Annotated in this window: 21 protein-coding genes; 13 read left to right on the forward strand and 8 right to left on the reverse strand. The window is 61.1% G+C overall.

The window, feature by feature from the left end; genetic code table 11:
- The first annotated feature begins 154 nt into the window (after positions 1-154).
- Both F8O05_RS03755 and F8O05_RS03760 read left to right on the forward strand, forming a co-directional pair.
- The gene (locus tag F8O05_RS03755; protein WP_192497026.1) at positions 155-1,333 is read left to right on the forward strand and encodes a sensor histidine kinase; all 1,179 of its coding nucleotides are present in this window, start codon (positions 155-157) and stop codon (positions 1,331-1,333) included.
- On the forward strand, positions 1,326-1,985 hold the full coding sequence (locus tag F8O05_RS03760) for a response regulator (protein ID WP_158051432.1): 660 nt from the start codon (positions 1,326-1,328) through the stop codon (positions 1,983-1,985). The genes F8O05_RS03755 and F8O05_RS03760 overlap by 8 nt, the downstream gene beginning before the upstream one ends.
- Before the next feature lie 40 nt (positions 1,986-2,025).
- Here the strand turns inward: F8O05_RS03760 and F8O05_RS03765 are convergent, their stop codons facing one another.
- The gene (locus F8O05_RS03765) at positions 2,026-2,844 is read right to left on the reverse strand and encodes a pseudouridine synthase (protein WP_158051433.1); all 819 of its coding nucleotides are present in this window, start codon (positions 2,842-2,844) and stop codon (positions 2,026-2,028) included.
- 173 nt (positions 2,845-3,017) lie between these two features.
- Positions 3,018-3,986 (reverse strand): VOC family protein, encoded by a 969-nt coding sequence (locus F8O05_RS03770; RefSeq protein WP_158051434.1) that lies wholly within the window; start codon positions 3,984-3,986, stop codon positions 3,018-3,020.
- A 153-nt stretch (positions 3,987-4,139) separates the two neighbouring features.
- On the opposite strand from F8O05_RS03770, the gene F8O05_RS03775 reads away from it, so the two are divergent.
- Genes F8O05_RS03775 through ppk2 form a run of 4 tightly spaced genes read left to right on the forward strand, consistent with a single transcriptional unit; the run spans position 4,140 to position 7,150 of the window.
- Positions 4,140-4,487 carry a YciI family protein gene (locus F8O05_RS03775; RefSeq protein ID WP_158051435.1) on the forward strand — a complete coding sequence of 116 codons (348 nt, stop codon included), beginning with the start codon at positions 4,140-4,142 and terminating at the stop codon, positions 4,485-4,487.
- A 42-nt stretch (positions 4,488-4,529) separates the two neighbouring features.
- Complete coding sequence (locus tag F8O05_RS03780) at positions 4,530-5,864, forward strand: RNA polymerase sigma factor (RefSeq protein WP_158051436.1); 1,335 nt, start codon at positions 4,530-4,532, stop codon at positions 5,862-5,864.
- A gap of 40 nt (positions 5,865-5,904) precedes the next feature.
- Positions 5,905-6,261, forward strand: a complete 357-nt coding sequence (locus tag F8O05_RS03785; protein ID WP_158051437.1) for a VOC family protein — start codon at positions 5,905-5,907, stop codon at positions 6,259-6,261.
- Positions 6,262-6,313: 52 nt separating this feature from the next.
- Positions 6,314-7,150 (forward strand): polyphosphate kinase 2, encoded by an 837-nt coding sequence (gene ppk2, locus F8O05_RS03790; RefSeq protein ID WP_158051438.1) that lies wholly within the window; start codon positions 6,314-6,316, stop codon positions 7,148-7,150.
- Positions 7,151-7,167: 17 nt separating this feature from the next.
- Here ppk2 and F8O05_RS03795 read toward each other — a convergent pair whose 3' ends face one another.
- Positions 7,168-7,683 (reverse strand): bifunctional nuclease family protein, encoded by a 516-nt coding sequence (locus F8O05_RS03795; RefSeq protein ID WP_158051439.1) that lies wholly within the window; start codon positions 7,681-7,683, stop codon positions 7,168-7,170.
- Between the two features lie 223 nt (positions 7,684-7,906).
- On the opposite strand from F8O05_RS03795, the gene F8O05_RS03800 reads away from it, so the two are divergent.
- Positions 7,907-8,596 (forward strand): helix-turn-helix domain-containing protein, encoded by a 690-nt coding sequence (locus F8O05_RS03800; protein ID WP_158051440.1) that lies wholly within the window; start codon positions 7,907-7,909, stop codon positions 8,594-8,596.
- Between the two features lie 16 nt (positions 8,597-8,612).
- Positions 8,613-9,803 (forward strand): aminotransferase class I/II-fold pyridoxal phosphate-dependent enzyme, encoded by a 1,191-nt coding sequence (locus F8O05_RS03805; RefSeq protein ID WP_158051441.1) that lies wholly within the window; start codon positions 8,613-8,615, stop codon positions 9,801-9,803.
- Here the strand turns inward: F8O05_RS03805 and F8O05_RS03810 are convergent.
- A complete protein-coding gene (locus F8O05_RS03810) occupies positions 9,800-10,138 on the reverse strand; it encodes a P-II family nitrogen regulator (protein ID WP_158051442.1) in 339 nt (112 codons plus the stop codon). The two genes, F8O05_RS03805 and F8O05_RS03810, sit on opposite strands and share 4 nt — an antisense overlap.
- Positions 10,135-11,469 carry an ammonium transporter gene (locus F8O05_RS03815; RefSeq protein ID WP_158051443.1) on the reverse strand — a complete coding sequence of 445 codons (1,335 nt, stop codon included), beginning with the start codon at positions 11,467-11,469 and terminating at the stop codon, positions 10,135-10,137. The genes F8O05_RS03810 and F8O05_RS03815 overlap by 4 nt, the downstream gene beginning before the upstream one ends.
- 187 nt (positions 11,470-11,656) lie before the next feature.
- Between F8O05_RS03815 and F8O05_RS03820 the strand changes: the two genes are divergently transcribed.
- On the forward strand, positions 11,657-12,082 hold the full coding sequence (locus tag F8O05_RS03820) for an RNA-binding S4 domain-containing protein (protein ID WP_158051444.1): 426 nt from the start codon (positions 11,657-11,659) through the stop codon (positions 12,080-12,082).
- A 65-nt stretch (positions 12,083-12,147) separates the two neighbouring features.
- A complete protein-coding gene (locus tag F8O05_RS03825; RefSeq protein ID WP_158051445.1) occupies positions 12,148-13,668 on the forward strand; it encodes a CYTH and CHAD domain-containing protein in 1,521 nt (506 codons plus the stop codon).
- A gap of 54 nt (positions 13,669-13,722) precedes the next feature.
- Here F8O05_RS03825 and F8O05_RS03830 read toward each other — a convergent pair whose 3' ends face one another.
- Positions 13,723-14,562, reverse strand: a complete 840-nt coding sequence (locus F8O05_RS03830; RefSeq protein WP_158051446.1) for an aldo/keto reductase — start codon at positions 14,560-14,562, stop codon at positions 13,723-13,725.
- A gap of 222 nt (positions 14,563-14,784) precedes the next feature.
- Between F8O05_RS03830 and F8O05_RS03840 the strand changes: the two genes are divergently transcribed.
- Both F8O05_RS03840 and F8O05_RS03845 read left to right on the forward strand, forming a co-directional pair.
- Complete coding sequence (locus F8O05_RS03840; protein WP_158051447.1) at positions 14,785-15,762, forward strand: SRPBCC family protein; 978 nt, start codon at positions 14,785-14,787, stop codon at positions 15,760-15,762.
- Positions 15,763-15,797: 35 nt separating this feature from the next.
- Positions 15,798-16,355, forward strand: coding sequence for a CDP-alcohol phosphatidyltransferase family protein (locus F8O05_RS03845; protein ID WP_158051448.1), 558 nt, complete (start codon positions 15,798-15,800; stop codon positions 16,353-16,355).
- Between the two features lie 53 nt (positions 16,356-16,408).
- Here the strand turns inward: F8O05_RS03845 and F8O05_RS03850 are convergent, their stop codons facing one another.
- Positions 16,409-16,975, reverse strand: a complete 567-nt coding sequence (locus F8O05_RS03850; RefSeq protein ID WP_158051449.1) for a DNA-3-methyladenine glycosylase I — start codon at positions 16,973-16,975, stop codon at positions 16,409-16,411.
- Positions 16,976-16,978: 3 nt separating this feature from the next.
- Positions 16,979-17,875 carry a VOC family protein gene (locus tag F8O05_RS03855; RefSeq protein WP_158051450.1) on the reverse strand — a complete coding sequence of 299 codons (897 nt, stop codon included), beginning with the start codon at positions 17,873-17,875 and terminating at the stop codon, positions 16,979-16,981.
- Positions 17,876-18,020: 145 nt separating this feature from the next.
- Between F8O05_RS03855 and F8O05_RS03860 the strand changes: the two genes are divergently transcribed.
- Complete coding sequence (locus tag F8O05_RS03860; protein ID WP_158051451.1) at positions 18,021-18,644, forward strand: TetR/AcrR family transcriptional regulator; 624 nt, start codon at positions 18,021-18,023, stop codon at positions 18,642-18,644.
- The last annotated feature ends 47 nt before the right edge of the window (positions 18,645-18,691 follow it).

The following is an 18,691-nucleotide window of genomic DNA, read 5'->3' on the forward strand; positions in this document are numbered from 1 at the left end:
AAACACACGCATCTGCAACGTATCGACATCGGCCATGTGGCCTACACCATTTGCGGGTCGAGCCCTGGGAACCCCTGCGATAGATTGGCGAGCAGACGTTTGATCCTTGATTCCCTTGAACGGTGGTGGCGCCAACTTGATGAGTCCAGCTCGATTGACCTCACGCGTCGTCTGGATCACCGTCGCCTACGTGATCGTCGCGATCGGCTTATGCCTCGTGCCGCGGGTCGGTATTGAATGGTTCCCGGCATCGAGCACGCGCGTGTTAGCCGGTGGAATCCTTGCGGTCATTGTGATGGGCGGGGTGCACCTCTTCCGGATGCGCTGGCCCGCCTCAGTTGCGATCCTTGGCATTGGCGTGATGGTGGCAGAGGTCGCGCTGACCGGTACGACCTCGGTAGGCACGATTCTGATCGAATGTGACGCCCTCTATAACCTGGTGCTGTTGCGGTCGTCGGCACGAAGCCAACGGATCCTGTCGATCATTGCTTCAGTGTGTCTCGCGCTCGCAGGGCTTGGCATGTTGTTGGAGAGCGTGTTGCCAGTGCCGCTCATGCAGATGAACGTGTTGCTGTTGGCTGCTGCGGTGACGCTCTGGTGGGGAATCACCGTGCGCACTCCCACCATTGAAGCTGAGCGTGAGCGTGAGCGAGCGGCGCTCATCGCCGAGGCCGCGGAAGCGAAGCAGCGCGAGGCGCTCGCGACGGAGCGGATGCAGATCAGTCGCGAGCTCCATGACACGATTTCGGGTCACCTGTCGGCGATCGCGATGCAGTCGGCGGCGGCCACGGCCTCGCCCGATCCACTGGATGCACGGGACCTGACCGAGCGCCTGTCGCGTGTTCGTGGTCTCAGCTTGGCGGCGATGGCCGACATGCGGAAGATGATCGATGTGCTGCGGTCGGACACAGCCACTCCGAGCGCACTGTCGCAGAACTGGTCTGCAGTGGCGGAACTCATTGAACTCACACGCGCAGCGGGAGTCCCGGTCACGCTCGCGGGTGATGACCTAGACATCGTGCGGCTCGACCCGCTTGCGTCGGTGGCCGCGTTCAACGTGGTGCGAGAAGCACTGTTGAACGCAACCAAGCATGCGCCGGGTTCACCGGTCACCGTCGACGTGCGCGTGGGGGATGAGCAGGCCAGCATCACCGTCACGAACCCCTATGCCGAGCAGCATGACCGGGCTGCGTCATCGGGATACGGTTTGCTTGGGCTCTCGGAGAGAGTCCGCCTCTCAGGCGGCGATCTCGAGATTGACCGCGAGAACGCGACGTGGACCGTGCGCGCGTTGCTACCGCTAACCACGCAAGGAGTTGAGCGACATGCCTAGCGTCGTTATCGTCGACGATCATTCGGCCGTCCGCGCCGGGGTCGCCGCAATTCTTGCCGCGGATCCTGAGATCGTCATTGTCGGCGAGGCCGGGTCCGTCCGGGAAGCAATCGAGCAGGTGACTAGCCACAGGCCCGACGTCGTCATTCTTGACGTGCAGCTGCCGGACGGCAATGGCATCGACATCTGCCGCGAGATCACGAGCACGCTGCGTTCCCGCGTACTGATCCTCACTGCCTACGAGATTCCCGAGAACATCAGCGCTGCGCTTGATGCGGGCGCATCCGGCTTTTTGGCAAAGACCGCGGAGCCGAATCAGATGATCGACGCGGTCCGCGCGGTCGCAAATGGCCAGGCGTACCTGACACCGTCAGTCACGCAGCAGGTCATCGCGCAGGTCACCGGCAAGTCGATCTCCTCTGCGAAGGCGAGCGGTGGCCTTCCCGAGCTCACGGAACGTGAACAAGAGGTGCTGGAACTCATCGCGGAAGGCCTCACCAACAAGCAAATCGCAGGTCGCCTTACGATCTCGCCCGCGACAGCGAAGACTCACGTCTCGCGCATCATGCAGAAATTGGGTGCGTCGACGCGGACGCAGGCTGCAATGCTCGCGCGCACCCACAATCGCCCTTCCGAACAAAGGCAGTGGTGAATCTGCGAAGGCTCGATACTCCTAAGGCATGATCACTCGATCAAAGCGTGAGTGGAAGCGATCGCTTGCTGAAGAATTGGCGTGGCGTACCGTCGACGGGATCAGCGAACGAGAGCTCTGCCGCAAGGAGTTGGAGGGGGTTCGCGAAATCTTCGGGGTCGTCGTCGCAAACGACCGGATAGAGCGGGTCGTTTTCGATCGGGATGCCAAGCGAGTTGAGATGTATCCGTAGCTGGTGTGTTTTACCCGTGGCGGGGGAGAGGCGGTAGATGGCCCGCTGATTATCGAGCGGTGTTTCGAGCTCGATGCGGGTACGGGCATTAGGTTCGCCAGGGACGATCGCCGCTTGCAAGACGCCCCTAGTCTTCTCGATTCGGTTTTCCACGAAGGCGGGTAGCTCGAGCGCGGGATCCAACGGTGCGACGGCCCGATAGACCTTTTCGACGAGCTGCTCTTGAAATAGGGCCTGGTACGCACCGCGCCATTTCTGCTCGGTCGTCAACACGAGCAATCCCGAGGTGACCCGGTCAAGCCGGTGCGCGGGGGACAGCTCCGGAAGGCCTAATCGGTCGCGCATCCGCACGAGAACAGTCTGCGCGACGTGACGACCTCTGGGCGTTGTCGCGAGGAACGGGGGCTTGTCGATCACGACGATGCGCGCGTCGCGGTGCACGACGCTGATCTCACCCGGCACGGCGGGTTCCTCGCGGAGATCGCGGTAGAACCACATGAACGTGTTTGGGCGGTACAGGTCAGTGTCGTGTACCGGCGTCGCATCGGAGTACACGAATCGCTCGCTGGCGAGCATTTCTGCCGGTTTAGCTTCGGTGGGTAGCTTGTCGCGCAACCACGCGCCCATGGTTGGCCAAGGTGCTGGCTGCGCTCCGTCTCGGTCAGGTGTGCGTACCCAGGCAGCGTCGAGTCCTCCGCGTTGCGGGAGGGGAGAGCGTGGTGGCACCTAACAGAATCCGTTTCGGGTCGCGGGACAGCAGCGCTCAGCATATCCGGCGGAGCATGGGCGCGCGGGTGGCCCTATGCAAGCAGCATGACCGTATTGCCCCAGGGGTCGTTGACTGTGATGATGCCGTCGCCTTGCTCGAACGCAATCTCGGCTGCGGTGAGTCGGTCGGCAACCTCGGCGAGTGCCTCGGGACTGCCGAGGTTCACTGTGATGCTGCCGAGTCCCTGCGACTCAGGACGTTCGTCGGCTCCCTGGCTCATCCAGGTGTTGGTCGCGACGTGATGGTGGTAACCGCCCGCGGCATAGAAGAGGGCACCGTCCGCCTCTGCGGTCACTGCGAAGCCGAGCGTGTCTGCGTAGAACGCGCGAGCATCCTGCAGGTTGCCGACGCGCAGGTGCACGTGGCCCATCGTGACCTGTTCACTCGACGGTGCCGTTCCCAGATGCTGCTCGATGAACAGGTTCGGGTCGAGCGGTGCCGAGCCCATCTTCTCCAGACCGTCCTCCCACACCCACGTCTCGGGAGGAGTGTCGACGTAAAGCTCGAGACCGTTGCCGTCCGGGTCGGCGAAGTAGAACGCGAGGCTCACGGCGTGGTCCGCGCTGCCGCCGAAGCTCTGGGGTGCGACCGTCGCAATATTCGCGATCACCTGTGCCAGCGCCTGCTCATCGGGGTAAAGAATTGCCGAGTGGTACAGGCCAGCGTTCGCGTAGGAGTCTTGCGGCCGGTCCTCGACGCGGATACTCAACACCTGCTCGCCGTTGTGTCCGAGGGAGATCTGCTCGGCATCCTCGGAGATGACCTCGAGCCCGACGGCGTCCACGTAGTAGGCGCGCATCGGCTCGAGGTCATCGGTGATGAGTTCAACGACCCCCATGCTCGTGTCTTCGGGAAGCATCGACTCGGTCGAGCCGGTTTTCGCTGAGGAAGCCGAGACTCCCCACCAGATTCCCGCGATAGCGAGGATGATCGCGATTGCCGAAGCAATCCATACCGCGCGGATTCGGTTGCGTTGGTCGATAGCAGTTCTAGAGGGCATGCAGGAGAAGAACTACTTGTAGGTGCAAGTTATTCCCCGGTTGCCGATTTGGTCGGTTGGAAGATTCTTTGCGTCAACCTGTCGATCTCCGTCACTCCCGTACGTCATCATGATGCCGGACCACCCTGTTCGACGTTGAACGAAGGAGTAATCATGAAGTACACACTACTGCTCATGGGCCACATCGACGATCCAGACTGCGGCGAAGACGGCGGCGCCGACCTCGAAGAGTTCTTCGCCTTCGACCAAGAGATCACCGCCGCTGGTGTGGTGGTTAGTTCGTTCGCGCTGGAGGATCCCGAACAGTCTGTTCGGGTAGGGAGCAACACGGACGGTGAGCGCATCGTCTCGAACCGCCCCTTCGCCGAAGTACAGGAGTTCGTTGGCGGTACCTACATCATCGAAGTGCCGAGCCTCGACGACGCGATCGAGTGGGCGCGCAAGAGCCCCGGCTCCGCGCCCGGCGGTCACGTCGAAGTGCGGCCCGTGGCTCCCTACTAGTCCGCACCGTACTAACTAAAACCAGTCACGACAGTCACGATCATGACCGACCAGCAAGCGCCGGGCTCGGCGCAGGATGCGAAACTCGCGATCGCGAACCTCGATCGCGAAACGTGGGGGCGCATCCTGGCGACGCTAGCCCGGCGCTTTGGCGATCTCGATCTCGCCGAAGACGTCACGCAGGAGGCATACGCGCAGGCGCTCGTCACGTGGCCGCGCACGGGTGTCCCGGATTCGCCGGAGGCCTGGCTGAAGACGACCGCGAAGCGCAAAGCCCTCGACATTGTCCGGCGGGAGGCGAACCTCGCGCAGAAACTCGCGCACCTGCGCATCGAGGCCGATGTCGCGCCCGTGCCAACGTCACTGCGAGACCCGGCCCAGAGCATCCGTGACCCCGAGATCGCGCAGTTGCCCGACGACCGGCTCGAGCTGTTCTTCGCGTGCGCGCACCCCGCGCTGAACCTCGAAGATCGCGTGGCGTTGACCCTGCGATTCGTCGCGGGGTTGTCGGCTGCCGAAGTGGGCAACGCGCTGCTCGTGTCCGTGCCGACGATGCAACAGCGCATCGCGCGGGCGAAGAAGCGGATTCGTACGCTTGGCATCCCGTTCGAAACACCCAAACTCGCGGAGCTGCCAGCGCGCCTCGGGGGCGTGCTGCGCGTCCTCTACCTTCTCTATGCCGAGGGGTTCGCTCGCTCGGCCGGGGATCGGCACGTGCGCGATGACCTCACCGCCGAGGCGGTTCGGCTCGTGCGGATATTGCACTCGCTCGCGCCTGACGCCGCAGAGGTGACGGGGCTGCTTGCCCTGTGCCTGCTTACGGAGGCGCGGCGTCCGGCGAGAGAGGATGCATCCGGCCAGCCGGTGCCCCTCGTCGAGCAAGATCGTGGTCGGTGGGACCGGGAACTCATTACGGAAGGACTGCGGCTTGCAGAGCGGGCTGCGGGAAGCCCCGAGGCGAGCGGTTTCGCGATTCAAGCTGCGATCGCAGCGGTGCACGCCGAGGGGCAGTCCTTCGAATCGACCGACTGGGCGCAGATCGCGGTGCTCTATCGGCTGCTTAAGGAACGCGAGCCAGGGCCGATCGTGAGTCTCGGTCGGGCGGTGGCCCTCGGCCGATATCTGGGTCTGGAAGAGGGATTGCGGCGATTGGATGCGCTCGCGGGCGACCCGGTGCTCGCGAGGCTTCGTGCGTTTCACGTCGCGCGCGGGATCACCCTCGACGAGCTCGGGCGGCGTGAACAAGCTGCTGAGGCCTATCAGTTTGCGCTCGAATGTCCTGGAAATGAGGCTGAGGATGCGCTCATCGCCTCGACTTTGGCTGGTCTCGACCTTGGCCCGGTTGCGGATCCGGGAGTGGAGGAAACCACCTGCTGAGGCGGAGACGGCAACAAGGTTGCGGGCATAGCGTCGTGGCATGAGACATATTCATCACGCTTTCGACTACATCGAGCTCGGCGCGAACGATATCGAGACCGCGCGGACGTTCTACGAGACCGTCTTTGGGTGGACCTTTAACGAATACGGGCCGACGTATCTCGGCATTAAAGCGCCGAACGGTGATGGTGAGGTCGGCGGCATCGCTGGCGGAGTAACACCAAAGCACGGCGGGCCACTCGTCCTGCTGTTCTCTCAGGATCTCGACAAGACCGAGACCGAGACCGTCGCCAACGGCGGCAGCGTCACGAAGGGGCCGCATGCGTTTCCGGGTGGTCGACGACTGCACTTCCGTGACCCGAGCGGGAACGAACTCGGTGTCTGGGCCGAGCACTAATTCGGTGCAACTCGGTGGTCGAAGGCGCCGCCGCTGACCTAGGGTGGGGCTTATGTCGAAATTCGATCACGTAGCCTCGGCAGCGAAGCCGCCAAAGCTCAAGAAGGCCGCATACGAGGCCGAGTTCAAGCGCCTGCAAGCGAAGCTCGTGGAAATGCAGCAGTGGGTGATCGAGAACGACCAGCGTGTGATCTTGATTTTTGAAGGCCGCGATGCTGCCGGTAAAGGTTCGGCGATTAAGCGCATCATGCAATACCTGAACCCCAGGCACGCGCGCATTGTGGCGCTTCCCAAACCCACCGAGCGTGAGCGTTCGCAGTGGTACTTCCAGCGGTATGTCGAGCAGCTTCCGGCCGCGGGGGAGATCGTCATTTTTGACCGCTCCTGGTACAACCGTGCGGGCGTGGAACGCGTGATGGGGTACTGCACCGAACGCGAGTACTTGCGCTTCCTTCGGCAGGCACCAATCTTTGAGCGGATGCTTGTCGAGGACGGCATCCATCTCATCAAGTACTGGTTCTCCGTCTCTGACGAGGAACAGGAACTTCGGTTCCGTTCTCGTGCGGAAGACCCGATGCGTCGCTGGAAGCTTTCGCCGATGGACGTGGAATCCATCAACCGTTGGGAAGACTATTCCAAGGCCAAGGACAGCATGTTCGCCGCCACGGATCTGCCCGGAATTCGCTGGGTCACGGTGGAAAGCGAAGACAAGAAACGCTCACGTATTAACGTGATCAGCGACATCCTCAAGCGCATCCCCTGGAAACGCGTGCAACCGCGCGAGGTTGAGATTCCGCCGCGCCCCAAGGTCTCCGAGTCCCACTACGAACGACCCGACCGAAACGACTTTGAGTACGCCGAGGATGTCGCCGCGAAGCTACAGGCTTAGAGGAGCCGCTGGCCGACTCAATCCTCGGACTTATCACCTTCAATATTGAAGTCATCGGGATCGACGTGATCCACGAAATCCTTGAACTCGGCGATTTCTTCTTCCTCCGTGGGCTGCGGGGTGCCCTCTGTCTCAACCGCCACCTCGTCAAACACATCGTCAGCGACCCAGACTTCGGCGCCCACTCGGACCGCGAGCGCGATCGAGTCAGAAGGTCGGGCATCCAACACGTGCTTCCCATTGGGCGTACTCAACTCGACCTCGGCATAGAACGTGCCGTCGACCAATTGGGGGATGGTGACGCGGTCGATGTGGCTGCCGGTCGCCTCCAGGAGCGTCGCCATGAGGTCGTGTGTGAGCGGGCGACCGATGCTCGTGCCCTGAATAGCAGCGACGATAGACGCGGTTTCTTGGGCGCCGATCCACACCGGCATCGCCTTGTCAGCACGAAGGGCATCGTCGACAGGCCCGAGCAGGATGACCGGTCGCTGCTGTACGTCGATCGCGAGCCCGAGAACTGTCACTCGAATCATGGCACCCTCCAGTGACGATTGTGTGGAAAGCCATCTTATCGAGCGAGGATGCAAGTACCGCAGGTAAAGATGTCAGCTAATTTGATGCGCATCCCGCCACTCACAGTAGATATTTCCGGTGTTTTTTGGTCGGATACGACTACAGTGAGAAGTTCTGGCTGATGAATTATTGTGCTGCGATCCGCAGAATTGATACTGCGCGCACGTGAGATGAGGTGCTCGAATGACGTCGGTTGATGGCGTACCCGGTGGCGAGATTAGCCCGCCGGTAGAAGGTGGTCGGCCTGCGACGGTACACCGTCTCACGCTGGAGCAGTCAATCGCACAGAGTGCGCGTCAGATGCGTTTGGCTCGGGGGATGACGCTCGCGGAACTCGCGGCGAAGGTCGGGATCAGCCGACAAATGCTCTCGAAGATTGAGAACGCGCAGACCTCATCCAGCCTCGCCACCATTGACGCGCTCGCAAAGGGGTTGGAAGTACCGGTCACGAGTCTCTTCCGGGCAGCCGATAACGAGACCCAGGCGGTATTCGTGAAAGCGGGCCAAGCGCCGGAGACGATTCGGCGAGGCAGTAATCTCGGGCACACCTATCAGCTGCTCGGTGCGCTCACCGGCCGCAATAGCAATTTGGAGCCGTTGCTGGTCACCTTGACCGAAGACAGTCAGGTGTTCCCGCTGTTCCAGCACACCGGTACCGAATTTGTGTACATCCTCGAGGGCGTCATGGAATATCAGCACCAAGATCGCACCTATCGGTTGGAGGCTGGGGACAGCATTCTGTTCGATGGGGAAGGAGTGCACGGCCCGGCAAACCTGATCGAGACGCCGGTGCGGTTCCTCTCGGTCTTTGCCCACCAGGACAAGCAGCTTGACTCATTCAATGAGCCGCATCCGCACACTCAGACACGGTAAATAGGACCGGGACACCATGAAGATTTCGCAGCGCGCGGAGCAGACCGAAGTTTTTCACGCCCTGGCGTTTGGGCAGCGTGCCACTGAGCTGCAGGCGCAGGGACACCGGGTCGTGAAATTATCGATCGGTGAACCGTCCTTCGGGGCCCCAGCGGCGGCACGCGTGGCCATGCGGGAGATCATGGACGGCCGCCCGATGCCGTATACCTCGGCCCTTGGGCTTCCCGCCCTGCGCGAGGCGATTGCGAAGTTTTATCGCGATATTCACGGCGTTGCCGTTGATCCCGCCCGAATCGTAATTACTGCGGGTGCTTCTTCGGCCCTCCTTGTGGTGGCTGCCGCGACGATCGACCCGGGCGATGAAGTCATCATGGCTGACCCTTCATACCCGAGTAATCGGGAACTGGTGGGGTCATTCGGCGGGAAGGTCGTCACGGTACCGACGAGCGCCGCGACGCGCTTCCAGCTGGATGCGGCCTCGGTCGCGAAGGCCTGGACGGATCGCACGAGTGCGGTCATGATTGCCTCGCCCTCGAACCCGGCGGGTACCTCGGTGCCGTTCGATGAGCTCGCGGCGATTTGCGAGTTCGCTCGTAAGCGCGGGGCTTGGCGAATCGTTGATGAGATCTACCTCAATCTTGCGGACCCGCAGCCAGACGGTACTCCGGCCCGCACCGTCCTGGAAGCGGATCCGGATGCGATCGTCATCAATAGCTTCTCGAAGTATTTCGGGATGACCGGTTGGCGGCTCGGCTGGGCGGTGCTCCCGGAAGCGCTCTTGCCAGCCCTTGAGCGGCTCGCGATGAACTTCTTCTTATCTGCTTCGGCGCCGGTACAGCAGGCGGCGATCGCGTGCTTCACCCCAGAGTCGCTCGCGGAATATGAACGGCGGCGTGTGGAACTCGTCGCCCGCCGCGAGCTGGTGCTCGAGGGCTTGGCCGAACTCGGTCTCCCGGTACCAGTCGCACCGGATGGCGCCTTCTACGTGTATATGGATGTGAGTGCCACGGGTCTTGATTCGTGGACCTTTTGTGAGCAGGCGCTCGAGCAAGCGCACGTCGCATTGACTCCGGGCAGGGACTTCGGCACGGCCACCGCGCAGACCCACGTTCGCTTGTCCTATGCCGCCGAACGCGAGGAACTGGCCGAAGGCATTCGCCGCCTTGGCCAGTTCCTTGAGGGATTGCGCTCGGGTCCGTCGCGCTAAATTGCGGCCACGCCCCGTTCGCCGGTGCGGATCCGAACCACGTCCTCGGCAGGTGTCGACCAGATCTTGCCGTCACCGACATTGCCAGTTCGGGCGACTTCAGTGATTACATCGATGATCGCATCCACTTCGGTGTCTTCTACGAGCAGCTCGAGCTTCGCCTTGGCGATGAAATCGATCGTGTACTCGGCGCCGCGGTAGACCTCGCGGTGGCCATTCTGGCGACCGTACCCTGCGCATTCACTCACCGTCATTCCGGTGATGCCGTGCTGGGCGAGCGCGACTTGCACGTCGGTGAGGACTGTGGGCTGCAGAATTGCGGTGATGAGTTTCATTTGCTTGCCTCTTCCTTCTTCACCTCAGGAATGATGATGGTGCTCTTGACGTTTTGGGCGGAGTACGGGACCTGCGAGAAGTCGTAGCCCGTCTCCGCGTGCTCGCTGACATCGATCCCGGCGGATTCCGCCTGCGCGCTGACCCGCAGACCCATGACCTGCTTGAGTACGAGGGCGATGAGCAACGTCACAACGAAGCTGTACACCATGACTACGAGAGCGCTGATTGCCTGCGTGCCGAGCAACTCGAGCCCACCGCCGTAGAAGAGCCCCGCCGCGCCAGTGGGGGTGGCCGGATCTGCCAGGAAACCAATCGCCAGGGTGCCGATCAGGCCGGAGACCAGGTGGACGCCGACAACATCAAGCGAGTCATCGTAGCCAAGCTTTGTCTTGAGGCCGATAGCGAGGGCTGAGCCGACACCCGCCAGGATGCCGATGGCAATCGCGCCGAGTGGGCTGACCGAGGCTGCTGCCGGGGTAATGCCCACGAGACCGGCAACGATTCCGGACGCGGCGCCAAGGGAAGTGGGCTTGCCGTCGCGAATCCGTTCTACGAGGATCCAGGCGAGTAAGGCTGCGGCAGGGGCTGCGAGAGTGTTCACCCAGGCGAGTGCTGCGGTGCCGTCTGCGGCGAGCGCCGAGCCGGCGTTGAAACCGAACCAGCCGATCCACAGCAGGGCGGCGCCGAGCATCACGAGCGGCAGGTTGTGCGGTCGCATTGGAGTCTTGCCGAAGCCCAGGCGAGGGCCGAGCACCAAACACAGTGCGAGCGCACCGGCACCGGCGTTGATGTGAATCGCGGTACCGCCGGCAAAGTCGATTGCTTCGAAGACGTTCGCAATGAATCCGCCGTGGGCTGAGATCGAGTCATCAAAGGCGAAGACCCAGTGGGCGGCGGGGAAGTACACCAGGAGCGCCCACAGTACCGAGAACACGACCCACGAAGAGAACTTCATTCGGTCGGCCACGGCGCCGCTCACGAGTGCCACCGCAATGATGGCGAAGGCGGCCTGGAACCCCGCAAAGACGAGCACTGGGATGCCGCCGACCACTGCATCCTCACTCAGGATGGCCGTGAGTCCGGCGAAATCGAAGGGGTTACCGATAACGCCGCCAAAGGAGTCACCGAAGACGAGCGAGAAACCAATAAGAACCCAGAGGACTCCGACCACTCCCATCGTGACGATCGACATCATCACCATATTGAGCACACTCTTTGCGCGAACCATGCCGCCATAGAAAAAGGCCAGGCCGGGGGTCATCATCAGCACGAGCGCGGCGCTTATGAGCACCCACGCGGTATCGCCGGCTGACACGTCTGCTGCGGTCATTTCATCCTCCTAATCGTGTCACCGAGGGGCTGAGCGGTTTTCCACTCATGTCCCCTGGTGTGCGACAAAGTTATCTGACAGGGGATAAGTGTGTCAACTGTAATGAGAACATGTAGCTTGCAAGTGGACGCAGCGAAGGCGAAAGTGCTCAAGATGGCGCGGCAGCCCCCTTACCATGGGAGGCACTATGAGTGACTCTGTGCGCCTTGATGTCTGGTTGTGGTCGGTGCGGGTGTTCAAAACCCGATCAATATCGACCACGGCAATCCGCGGCGGGAAGGTGCGTGTCAATGGCCAGCACCACAAGGCCTCCTACGGTGTGAAGGTCGGTGATGAGGTGCGCGTACGCATCGAAGGTTTTGACCGGGTGCTGCTGGTCAAGCAGCTCCTGCGCAAACGCGTCGGGGCGCCCGTCGCGGCGCAGGCTTATGAAGATAAATCCCCGCCGCGCCCCGCACGGGAGTTTGTCGCACCCAGCTCGCGCCGCGAACGCGGGTTGGGGCGGCCAACGAAACGTGATCGCCGCGAAATTGATAGCCTGCTCGGCCGTTCCGCGCGGGACGGGGGCGAGGACTGGCCGGGCCTGGAGCACTTCCGCGACGGAGAGGAATAGCGAGCTCGGCATTGTGCGGCGTTGCCATAGCGAGGTTGTCGAGGTTGTTTGCGTACCCTCGAGCTATGCCGGATTCCCTCGCCCCGCACCGCGGCCATCGTCCTGCTGAGGACATCGATCGTCAGCTCGAAATCGAACGAAAATATTCCGTACCCAACGGCGTTACGGTGCCTGACTTCAGTGCCCTGGGACCGACCTCCCCGGAGCGCCTCGACATCCTCGTGGCGGACTACTACGACACCCCGGAACTGACCCTCTTGGATGCGCGGATCACGCTGCGACGTCGCACCGGTGGCGAGGACGCCGGCTGGCACCTGAAGACCCCCGGGGTCGGTGACCAGCGAGTAGAAGTTCGGATGCCCCTCAAACGCGGGCGCCGCATCCCCATCGCCCTGCGCGAAGAGATCGCCACAATCGTCGGCGACCGACCGCTGTTGCCGGTGGTGCGCATTCGAACCGAACGCACCACCACGGATCTCTACGGTGAAGATGGCTCGGCACGGGCCGAAATTGTCTCGGATGCGGTGGATGCAACAGTGCTTCGGGACGACGTGTCGGTACACGAGTCCTGGTCCGAGGTGGAGGTCGAACTGGCCCCCAATGAGCCCGACTCGACGTTTGAGGACATCGAAGTGGTGCTCCGCGCCGCGGGGATAGAGCGCTCGAAATCCGCGTCGAAACTCGGGCACATTCTGCGAGATGTGCCACCACGGACGAAGCCCGACCAAAACGCACCGGCAATCGAGGTGGCGATCGCAGCGCTCGCGGTGCACTTTGGCCGCTTCCAGTCGCTCGAAGGTGCGGTCGCGATGGATGCGCCGGATGCCGTGCACCAGGCAAGGGTCTCGTTACGGCGGATGCGAAGCATCCTGCAGGTGTACCGCAAGGTATTCGACCGCGGGGATGCGGCTCGATTGCGGGACGAGCTTCGCTGGGCGGGGGAGAAGCTCGGCGGTCCCCGTGACGCCGAGGTAATCCGGGATGAGCTGCTTGAGTTGGTGGATTCCTTGCCTTCGAAGCAGCTGGTTGGGCCGGTACGGGAGCGGATTGCAGCTGCGCTTAACCTGCGACACGATCACGAACTCGGCAAACTGCAGCTCGCGATGGCTTCGCCACGCTGGGACGCGGTCTTCGCTCAGGTGACCGAATTTATCGCCGAGGCACCCGCATCCAGCCGGGGACGTCGACCCGCAAAAGCGACCCTGGAGCGTCTCGCCGCAGAATCGGTAAAGAAAACTGCGAAGCGAAACAAGGCAGCTCGGCGCCATCCGGAAGATTTGGAACGCTGGCACGGCGTACGAAAGAGCGTCAAGGCTGCTCGTTACAGTCACGAGGTGCTTGCCGAACTCGGTGGGAAGAGTGCTGAGCGGCAGCGAGTGAAGTGGAAGAACGTGGCCGGGCTCTTTGGTCAGGTGCAGGACTCGGTGATCCTTGAAGAGCAGTTGGCCGCCTTTGAGTCCGCAGCACGGAATGCCAAGGAGCCGCTCGAAACCTATGAACTGCTTCGCGGACAGCTGCTGGCCAAGCGGGATCACGCCCTCGCGGCCGCGCGAAATTCCCTCACGGAGGCGCTCGACCAGCAATAGTCGTGCGCCCCCGTTGAGTGGTTCGCGAAGTAGGGTCTTCCCGGCGCCGGAAGCTTAGCGAAAGTCGTCCGGGTGTGAACCGGTCCGGCCGCTACCATCACCCGGATCCAGCGCGTCAATGTCGGCGAGTTCGGCATCCGTGAGCGTGAATCCAAACACGTCGAGGTTTTCTCGCAGCCGCTGCGGTTGCACCGATTTCGGGAACACAATCCTTCCCTGTTGCAGGTGCCAGCGCAGCACGACCTGTGCGGGGCTGACTTCGTGACGCTCGGCGGCAATGCGGATCGGGGCCAGTTCACTGAGGTCGTACTTGCCCTGGCCCAGCGGTCCCCAGGCCTCGACGGCGATGCCGTGTTTGATGCACCAGTCGCTCACCTCACGCTGTTGATACCTCGGGTGGATTTGAATCTGGTTCACCGCCGGCACGACATCTGTTTCAGCGACGACACGCTCCAGATGACGGACCAGGAAATTGGAGACGCCGACGCTACGAGACAGACCTTCGTCTTTGAACCGCAGCAGGTGCTGCCAGGCATTTAGGAAATCGCCGGTTTCTTCGACCGGCCAGTGGATGAGGTACAGATCCACGTAGTCAAGGCCGAGTCGCTCGAGGCTCTCCTGGAACGCGATGCGCGGCTCGTCACCGTGGTGGCGATCGTTCCAGAGCTTGGTGGTGATGAAGAGCTCATCGCGGGGGATTCCGCTTGCGGCAATGGCTTTGCCCACCGCGGCTTCATTTTGGTAGATCGTCGCGGTATCGATGTGGCGATAGCCGATTTCTAGTGCCTGGGCGACCGCGTGCTCGGTTTCTTCGGGCGGTACTTTGAATACGCCGTAGCCGAGCTGAGGGATGCGATTGCCATCGTTGAGTGTGAGTTCGGGTATTTCAGTCACGGAGCGAGCGTAAAGCTTTTCACCGGGTAATTTGCTCCGAAGCGAACGGCGGGAAGTTCCAGCTGCGGAAGTCTGACCGTGCGCTGAGCTTTCAGCGAACCCTGACACGATAAACAAGGCGCGGTCGCTGCTTTACCGATACGAGGAGCTCTGGCGACATCGCATCACGCGACTGGATGCGTTGCTCGGCAAAGACTGACGTCCGATTCCGATTGGAAAATCATGCCTGTCACATCTGTCGTCAAAGACACCGAGGCTCTCACAATGCACATCGAGGCCGAATTTGCGGTACCCGTGCACCGATTGTGGGAGGCCTACGCGGATCCCCGGCAACTCGAACAATTTTGGGGCCCAGTGCAGTGGCCCGCGACTTTCATTCGTCACGACATGTACCCGGGTGGAATCTCGAGCTATTACATGACGGGACCGGAAGGCGAGAAGTCAAGCGGCTTCTGGGAATTCCTCAGCGTCGACGCGGGCCACTCCTTTGAAGTGCTCGATGGCTTCGCCCACGAAGACGGCACACGAAACCTTGAGCTGCCCACGATGCGGATGGTGTTTCGGTTCACGGAGACCGCCGAGGGCTCCCGCGCTGAGATGACCACCTACTTCAATAGTCTTGAAGAGTTCGAATCGCTCCTAGAAATGGGTATGGAAGAGGGCACCCTTTCGGCGATGAGCCAAATGGATGCGGTGATCACCGATCTTCGTGCCTATGCGGCGGAAGTACCCACCGGAGCGAAATTGATTGGTGACACCCAGGTGCGGATTTCACGAATCATTCGTGGATCGGTTGACCAAGTGTGGGCTGCCCACCATGATCCGGAACTTATGAAGCGGTGGTTCCTAGGCCCGGACGGTTGGGAACTCGTGGTCGTGCGGATCGCGCGAGAGATTGATGACCACTACCGCTATGAGTGGGCGCCCACCACCGCAGTCGGCGAACAGTTCGGGTTTACCGGGATTCTGCTTGAGTCACACGCCCCGTTCCGCGAAGTTACCACCGAAGCGATGATTGGGATGGAAGGGCCACCGGCACGAAATGAACTCACACTCACCTCGGTTCCGGACGGCACCCTGCTTACGCTCGTGATTACATACCCTTCCGCGGAGGTCCGGGAAATTGTCCTCGGTACCGGCATGCTCGACGGGATGGAAGCAACTTACGCGCGCCTCGAACGAGAGATATCGGTCGAGTAATCTAAGCGGATACGAACCTGACCGGGAGATATCGCATGCCGAACGAGAACCGAATCCTGACCATTCCCAATGCGATTACGGTTTCTCGGATGGCGCTGCTGGTCCCGGTGGTTCGCGGGATCCTGGCTCCGGTTCCGCAGCATCGGACCTTCCTGCTCACGGCACTGTGGGCCTCCACTGACTGGGTCGACGGCTGGTTCGCGCGCCGCTTTCAGCAGCAGTCTCGGCTCGGTGAGATTCTTGATCCGATTGCCGACCGCACCGGCATTGTGTCGGTCGCCACAGCACTGACCTATTCGGGTTCCCTTCCTGCACTCGCGCCAGCGGCAATTTCCGCAACGGATGCGGTGGTCGCCTTGGGTGCGGGCAAAGCGGCTATCGAGGGGCGCATCCACGTCAGTCTGTTTGGCAAACTTCGAAGCCTCGTGATGTTCGTCGGGATGACCGCGCTTGTGGCCGAGCGAAGCGGTTATCCCAAGCTCGGCCGGTTTGGCCGTGCCACGACGCTAGTCGGGGTCGGGATGCATGTCGTTAGCGGCACGCAGTATTTGATCGACGCCTTCCGCACTCGACCCAGGCGAAAGCGGAAGTAGCACTAATCGGCCCGGGCTTAGCGGTTCGGGCCGAACGGTTCGGGCCTCAAGAGTCACGGTATCGCGCGCCAGCATCCAGCGACGTGGTCATCGACCATGCCGGTGGCTTGCATGAGCGCGTACATGGTGGTCGGGCCGACGAATTTGAAGCCGCGGCCACGCAACTCTTTGCTCAACGCGATGGATTCTGGGGTGGTGGCCGGAATCTCTGATGCTGTGTTCGGGCGAGTATGCATTGCGGGTGCGAAGGACCACAGCAGCGCATCAAATTCACCAGCTGGCATGGCTTGCACCAATTGGGCATTGTGAATGATCGCGTGGATCTTTTGGCGGTTGCGAACTATCCCCGCGTCATTCATCAGCTCAGCGACTTTCGATTCGCCAAAGTTCGCGACAATGCTCGGGTCAAACTCGGCAAATACTTCGCGAAAGCGCGGCCGCTTGTTCAGGATAGTGATCCACGAGAGCCCCGCCTGGAACCCTTCTAGCGAGACGCGTTCGAAGAGTTCCTGATCTCCGTGGAGTGGCACACCCCACTCTTCGTCGTGGTAAGTGGAATATATTGTGCTTCCGGCTGCCCAGGCACACCGTATCTTTTCGGATGATGTCAACGCAGCAATGCCTTACTCTGCGAACTGATCAATATCGATCTTTTTCATTGTCATGAGGGTCTGGTAGCCATGCGGGCGTGCAAGCAGTTCGGTCATGGTTTCGGGAATGACCTGCCAGCTCACACCAAAATCATCCTTACACCAACCGCAGACTTCCGACTCCGGAACGCGCGAAAGTGCCGCCCAGTAGTGATCGATTTCCTGCTGATTCTTGCAGGCGATGGCAAGCGAGACACCTTCGGTGAAGCTGAGGTCTTGTTCCACGCCACTGTCCATAGCGGCGAACCACTGCCCAGTCAGATGGAAATCGCTAAACATGAGCGAACCGGCGGCGGCTGGGCCGGTCTGTTCGGGGTATTCAGCGATCGTGCCGAAATCAGATTGCGGGAACACAGAAAGCCAACGTTCGACCGCTTCTCTGGCACGATTTACGTGCTTCCCCGCGAACATGAAGCTTGGAATAATGTGTGGTCGGGGTTCACCGGCCGGATCGGTGAGAATGAGTTGCCAGCTGACGCCATATTGATCTTCAACCCAACCGTATAACTCGCTGAAGGGATATTGATCGAGCGGCATGAGAATTTTACCGTCGATAATCAACTGATTCCACAGCGCGTTCAGCCGTTCGGCGGCATTTGACATCACGAGCGGATCAAAGTTGACCATAAATGAAATTGCGGGGTTAGGGCGGAATTCGTTTCCAGCATTAATGCCGACGAAGTTCAGCTCGCCAAGCTTGAAATCAACAGCCAAGATTTTCCCTGCCATGTGGCTCTGGAAATCCAGTAACCCTTCGGTCGGGTAGTAATGCGTCGCGATTCGTATCGACTCTGGGAAGGCATCAAGGTAGAAACGCACAGCCTCGTCGGCGTTGCCGTCAAACCATAGATGGGGCGTGATTAATTGCATGATCTGCTCCCAAGGTCGTGTGGTTTGGTTTGCTGAGACCAGTGTAGAAATACGGGATGGATGCCGGAAGCGAGCAACCTGAGAGATTGTGTGGAGCGCACTCATTTTTGGGATTCGGTCAGGAATGTAATGAGACTGTTAACTCATGACTAAGACGAGAGGTCGCGGCCGCCCGCCGGTGACAACCCGCGAAGCAGTTGAAGACGTGGCGATGACGCTATTCGAACAGCGGGGCATCGAGAACACGACCGTGGTAGACATCGCGGAAGCTTGCGAGATGAGCAAGACAAGCTTCTTCCGCTATTTTTCATCGAAGAACGAGATCCTCTGGGGCCCGTTCGAAACCATGGTGCAGCGGATGGACGAAACACTCCGGACGATGCCGGAGGACCGGCCAATCATGGAAGCGCTCCGGGAAGTAATCCGAGACCAGGTGGAAATTGAAGCCCAACGTGCTGAAGCATGGATTCGACGTTTCAAATTCCAGAACACCGAGGAGCAGCGGCCGCTATCGCTGGTTAATTGGGGTCGCTGGGAAGGTGTGGTTCTTGAGTTTGTGCGGGAACGATCGCATGCCCCGGACCGAAACCTCATCCCCTTCACAGTGGCGGGCGCCCTCAGAGGTGCGATGAGGGCGTTCTTGCGGAACTGGGGCCTCAGCGGAAACACCGATGTCACCAACCTCTTACCCGATTTCGACGAGCAACTGGACCCGGTCTTCTCCGGCCTCGCCGTGTATGTGGGGAGAATCCCGAATGGCCGGGTCTGAGGCACGGTAGTTACGGCGCTGGCCGGGCGATACCACAACATGATGGA

This window comes from Gulosibacter chungangensis (assembly GCF_008831155.1).
GTDB lineage: Bacteria > Actinomycetota > Actinomycetes > Actinomycetales > Microbacteriaceae > Gulosibacter > Gulosibacter chungangensis.

Bases quoted from the DNA above. Each gene is read 5' to 3' on its own strand.
- F8O05_RS03815 (WP_158051443.1), bottom strand. From the start codon at position 11,469: ATGACCGCAGCAGACGTGTCAGCCGGCGATACCGCGTGGGTGCTCATA.
- F8O05_RS03775 (WP_158051435.1), top strand. From the start codon at position 4,140: ATGAAGTACACACTACTGCTCATGGGCCACATCGACGATCCAGACTGC.
- F8O05_RS03845 (WP_158051448.1), top strand. From the start codon at position 15,798: ATGCCGAACGAGAACCGAATCCTGACCATTCCCAATGCGATTACGGTT.
- F8O05_RS03770 (WP_158051434.1), bottom strand. From the start codon at position 3,986: ATGCCCTCTAGAACTGCTATCGACCAACGCAACCGAATCCGCGCGGTA.
- F8O05_RS03860 (WP_158051451.1), top strand. From the start codon at position 18,021: ATGACTAAGACGAGAGGTCGCGGCCGCCCGCCGGTGACAACCCGCGAA.
- F8O05_RS03820 (WP_158051444.1), top strand. From the start codon at position 11,657: ATGAGTGACTCTGTGCGCCTTGATGTCTGGTTGTGGTCGGTGCGGGTG.
- F8O05_RS03765 (WP_158051433.1), bottom strand. From the start codon at position 2,844: ATGGGCGCGTGGTTGCGCGACAAGCTACCCACCGAAGCTAAACCGGCA.
- F8O05_RS03810 (WP_158051442.1), bottom strand. From the start codon at position 10,138: ATGAAACTCATCACCGCAATTCTGCAGCCCACAGTCCTCACCGACGTG.
- F8O05_RS03795 (WP_158051439.1), bottom strand. From the start codon at position 7,683: ATGATTCGAGTGACAGTTCTCGGGCTCGCGATCGACGTACAGCAGCGA.
- ppk2 (WP_158051438.1), top strand. From the start codon at position 6,314: ATGTCGAAATTCGATCACGTAGCCTCGGCAGCGAAGCCGCCAAAGCTC.
- F8O05_RS03855 (WP_158051450.1), bottom strand. From the start codon at position 17,875: ATGCAATTAATCACGCCCCATCTATGGTTTGACGGCAACGCCGACGAG.
- F8O05_RS03780 (WP_158051436.1), top strand. From the start codon at position 4,530: ATGACCGACCAGCAAGCGCCGGGCTCGGCGCAGGATGCGAAACTCGCG.
- F8O05_RS03825 (WP_158051445.1), top strand. From the start codon at position 12,148: ATGCCGGATTCCCTCGCCCCGCACCGCGGCCATCGTCCTGCTGAGGAC.
- F8O05_RS03800 (WP_158051440.1), top strand. From the start codon at position 7,907: ATGACGTCGGTTGATGGCGTACCCGGTGGCGAGATTAGCCCGCCGGTA.
- F8O05_RS03805 (WP_158051441.1), top strand. From the start codon at position 8,613: ATGAAGATTTCGCAGCGCGCGGAGCAGACCGAAGTTTTTCACGCCCTG.
- F8O05_RS03785 (WP_158051437.1), top strand. From the start codon at position 5,905: ATGAGACATATTCATCACGCTTTCGACTACATCGAGCTCGGCGCGAAC.
- F8O05_RS03760 (WP_158051432.1), top strand. From the start codon at position 1,326: ATGCCTAGCGTCGTTATCGTCGACGATCATTCGGCCGTCCGCGCCGGG.
- F8O05_RS03840 (WP_158051447.1), top strand. From the start codon at position 14,785: ATGCCTGTCACATCTGTCGTCAAAGACACCGAGGCTCTCACAATGCAC.